We start from the raw sequence: 4,427 nt of genomic DNA on the forward strand, positions 1-4,427 counted from the left end.
CCCAACCCTGCCTGCATGGAACTACCGCATCTACTCAACAAGCGCTGCATAGCGGGAAGTTATTTCGGTAACGATCCTTATACGCAGCGGTGTTGACCCACACGCCCAAAGTCCATAGCGAACGGCGGCCATGTGCCGAACGAATTCCTTCCAAAAGCAATTTTTTTTGGGGCCGCCTCATGGTCGGCGACACTTTATTAACCACGCCGATATAGGCCTTGATCGCATTGTCCTGCTTGTCTGCAAACGCTTGGAACAGTCCCGAAACGCCGTGAATATCTTTCGCGAGCAGCAGCTCCTTCAGATCGTCCTGCGACACCTTCTCCTTTAGCTCTGTCACCAGTTCGCCAAAAGCGGTCACTGCGCCACTGTGACCGTCCTGAAGGGCCTTGTAGAAACCCGGCACGCCCTTAGCATCCTTTGCCGCGAGCAGCTCCGCCCACTCACGTTGCGGAACCAGCGCCAGCAGTTTGCCAAAAGCCTGCACTGCGTCAGCCTTACCATACTTAAGAACGTCCCACAGACCTGGCCTGCCGCAATCGTCTTTTGCCGCGAGCAGCTCGGCTCGCTCATCTTCCGGCACCAGCGCCAACAGTTTGCCAAAAGCCTCCACTGCATCAACGTGACCCATGCCAAGAGCCCAATTGAGACCCGGTACGCCCTTGGCATCTTTTGCCGCGAGCAGCGCCGCCCGCTCACCTTCCGGCACCAGCGCCAGCAGCTCGCCGAAAGCCCTCACTGCGTCGGCCTCGCCTTCCTGAAGGATCCTATGGAGACCCGGCACGCCATCACCGTTTTTCGCTGTGAGCAGCTCTGCCCGTTTCTCCTTCGGCACCAGCGCCAGCAGTTTGCCAAACGCCCTCACTGCGTCAGCGTGTCCGTTCTCAAGAGCCATGAAGAGGCCCGGCAGGCCCTCCCGCTCTGCGACTTTTGAAGACAGGTAGCTGGCAATCTGCTCGCCCGTTAGCTTTTTTCCTGTCAGCCACTGGCAAACCGCAAAAATGTGCGAAGCGTTTCCATTTTCCAATGCGTCCCAGATGCTATCTACCTGGCGTTGCGGATCTTCGCTGACCAATGTCCCTGCCAAGCGAACTGAAAAGTGCGATGAAACGCCATTGATCGAAAATATTTCTGGTGCAACTGGGTACGAAATATCCATGAAATCGGTCAGCTTAAGCTTTGCAATTTCATCGTCAGACAGGTACTCTCCATGCTTCATATTTCCCGTTATATTGGGATCATGCAACGCAACACCAATCCGCCCCTGCTTCTTGTAAACATGAACCGTCATGGAATGTAGGCCAACTCTGTCGGCTTTGAACGATACCTCATGCGTGAGCGCCTCGCCATCGTTCAGTTGGCCGGCCAGCGCGCATACTGCTTTACCAAATTCAGCATTACTACACTGAATGCTGGGACCGGCCTTATTCGACATTTGTTGGAGGGTGTCATAGCCAACGCCATTAAGCGCATTTTCTGCCTTCTTAAAATCCGAAAGTTCGTTCAATCTTACTTTTAATTTAGCATGCGTTGGCCCCTTATCAGTCAAGAACGCAGTGAAATGACGACACCAGTACTTACTACCCAGAACGTCGCCCTCAATCTTTCCATTAAGATTCGGTTCTATGGGGCGCTTCTTATAAAAGAACGGTTGAAATTTTTCTAACTTATGTTTCGCAATTTTATCTGCGCAATATTGACGATAATCTCTCGTCGCCCTCTGTTGGTTTTGTTGACCCAAGGCCTTGGATTTATTAGCCCCATCGACATTGTAAGTAAATAATTTCGGCAAGGAAAATTCGGACTCAACAGGCGGCTTGTCGCCCGGGGATTTCCGAATCTCTGACAGTTTCTGCGGCATACGCTCGAGCGAACCCAGTAGCCGTCCCGGACGAATCTTCGTATCGACAGGTTTCTGCGCTCCGCCTATTGCTTGGCTGCTGCGTTCGACACCCTGAGAGCCCTGAGAGCCCTGAGAGCCCTGAGAGTTAGATAGAGGTATCCCGCTTGATTTCATGCCGCCCTCCTAATAGGTATCAACGCATCAACAAAGTAGGTCGATAGATCGACGGTAAACCCTGAATAGTCCACACCGACATCTCTTCCAAAGGGTTGTGCTTGCGTGGCCACCCATTCACCTTTCATCGGGTCCAAGCTTCTCAATGCGATTGAGCCCGGGCCCTCGGCGGCCGCGTCGCCCCTGCTTCTGCAACGGTTCAGATAGGGCTGCGGGGGCCTAGGGCGAGAGTACCGGAAATATGCTGCAGCACATTCCGGTACCTGCAGGTCGCCACCAGCACCGTGTACTTAAGTTTTACCAGCTCCACTAGATGAGGAAGCGTGTTTACCACCGATGAAAGGATTTATTTTCATGATGCTTAATAGTTTTATCTGAAAATCAGTATTAAGTGCTATCCGCTAAACAAATGACGATTACAGTTTTGCGCAAAAACGTCCGTTTCTATGAAAGAGGCGAAAGGCCCGGCCACACCGATACGGATCGTGAATGGCAAGTCCATCACGTTACGGACCGTTCAGATCGAGCCGGCGCCTAGGGCGCTCAGGTCCGTCGACATCATCCGCTCAACACCGCCGTCAGCCCATCGCGTCGAAGGCGAAACGCTTGTATGAGTGAGCATGGATGGACACTCGATTTAGCGGTTCGGCGCTCTTCGATATGGGCGAGCGGCGGGCTCTCCAGTGCCGAGCTTGTTGCGATCAAACCTCATCAGGGTATTTTTAGGGTGGCGACATCGAGCGGCTGCCGGCAACGGATGTCAGTCGGACCCCATCACCCGCCAGCATCGAAGACAGCTGGCGGATGAACTTCAGGCAGCCTCACACTTTCCGCCCTGACGTGCGTGTCTTGTCGGGTTCGAAAAACACCGGCCTTTTTCTGCCTCACGCAGCACCCTTAGTTCCGCTGACGTTAGCCGGCGATGGCTGCCCCCCCCGGACGACAGCTGTTCCCGATTTGCGCCGCAACGGCTCGCCTTTCTCACGACAGATACGCTTCATGGAGAAATCGAATAGGGCGAGCGACATGTCGAGGCCGAGCGCAGAAAGTTCACCACGCACAACGACTCGCAACGCCAGATTGGATCGCCGCATCGATCTGCGGGTACACACCAGGCAACGGCTCGATTTCGTAGGCGCCCTACTCTATCGCGATTGCGATCGCGCAGCCAGTCACGACATCCTTTGCTTTTGGCGGTCGCAAAAAATTGCGAGCTGAAATTGTAGCAAACCACCAATCGACGACATGGACTCAAGAATTCGTGAACATGTTTCCGAATGCGATTTCACGCGATTCCATTTTGCTCTAAAAACGTCGTCAATTGTCACTTTTAGAAACGCCGATGATCCGTCACCATCCATCACAATCTATTGAAACGATCGGCTCGACACGATACTTGCGTACCATTCCAATGATCTCAAGCGCTCCGAATGAGAGCCCCTGAAAGAACCCGCGTCGGGCGTTGCCCCGGCCTTGCGCCTATGGCGCGCTTGTACGCGAGGCAATAGCGGCTGACCGCGGCGTCAGCGAAGGGCCGATCCGAGCGGGCAACCATGCGCGACATGGATCGGCCAGGCCGCCAACGACGAACAATCTCTGCTCCATTTGCAGGGCTGGTGAAATGCATGCCAGCCGGTACTGATGAAAGCCCCGCGATGAAGCGCCGCCACTTACTGTAAGCAGTCGATGCGGGTGATGGCGTTGAGCTTGCGGAGTGGCACAGTCGAAGGGAAAATCATCAGTAAATCTGGGGCGCTGATCGCCTGTCTGATGCGTCGCGAAACGAGTTGCTTGGGCCGCGATCATCCCTTTTGCTAAACATGCCCTGCCGTCAGCGGCTGCGCAAACATCTTAAGGCATGGCCAAATTGAAACGCCCCCCGCCGCACAAGGAGCCAGCCGTCAAATGACGCCTGAGTCGTTAGGCCGTCCTGTATTTCAGAAAAGACGTTTAAGTGAAGGGCATGACGGCCGCGGCCGCGGGTGTCGCTTTCATTGTCCGCGCATTGAGAACGTCGCCCGGGCCCGGCGGCACGCGCACTTCACTGCAGCGTCGGCGGCACGTGCCCAATAAGACGCCGCAGCATACTCACGTTGCGCGCCAGGTTTTCCCGTGCATTCCCCGCACATGCCTTCATTTCGGCCAGCAGGATCCCCACGGCCTGCCCCTGCTCAAGTCCGTACACGCTCGCTTGCGCCAGGCTGGCGAGCTTCGCGAAATCCGCAAGATAACTTTCGTTCGCCCGCAACAGCAGCACCAGCACGGCCTCAAGCATCGCCTGGCGTTCAGCGGTGGGAAGGGAAGGAATCGTCTCGTGGCTCATAATCGGTCTCCTAGTCTCACTGTGTCATAAATTTAACCTGATCTCCCAGCAACACGGACAGCGAGGAAGCTTGCTGGTGATCGCGTG

Annotated in this window: 2 protein-coding genes; both read right to left on the reverse strand. The window is 55.0% G+C overall.

What is annotated here, in order from left to right; all coding sequences use genetic code 11:
• Nucleotides 1-34: 34 nt before the first annotated feature.
• Nucleotides 35-2,017 (reverse strand): ShET2/EspL2 family type III secretion system effector toxin, encoded by a 1,983-nt coding sequence (locus tag AWB78_RS41545; protein WP_157697866.1) that lies wholly within the window; start codon nt 2,015-2,017, stop codon nt 35-37.
• Nucleotides 2,018-4,058: 2,041 nt separating this feature from the next.
• Nucleotides 4,059-4,340: a hypothetical protein gene (locus tag AWB78_RS41550; protein ID WP_062612992.1), complete on the reverse strand. Its 282-nt coding sequence runs from the start codon at nt 4,338-4,340 to the stop codon at nt 4,059-4,061.
• Nucleotides 4,341-4,427: the final 87 nt, after the last annotated feature.

The organism is Caballeronia calidae, assembly GCF_900044055.2.
Classification (GTDB): Bacteria; Pseudomonadota; Gammaproteobacteria; order Burkholderiales; family Burkholderiaceae; genus Caballeronia; species Caballeronia calidae.

Coding starts and splice junctions, on each gene's coding strand:
- AWB78_RS41550 (WP_062612992.1), bottom strand. CDS start 4,340: ATGAGCCACGAGACGATTCCTTCCCTTCCCACCGCTGAACGCCAGGCG.
- AWB78_RS41545 (WP_157697866.1), bottom strand. CDS start 2,017: ATGAAATCAAGCGGGATACCTCTATCTAACTCTCAGGGCTCTCAGGGC.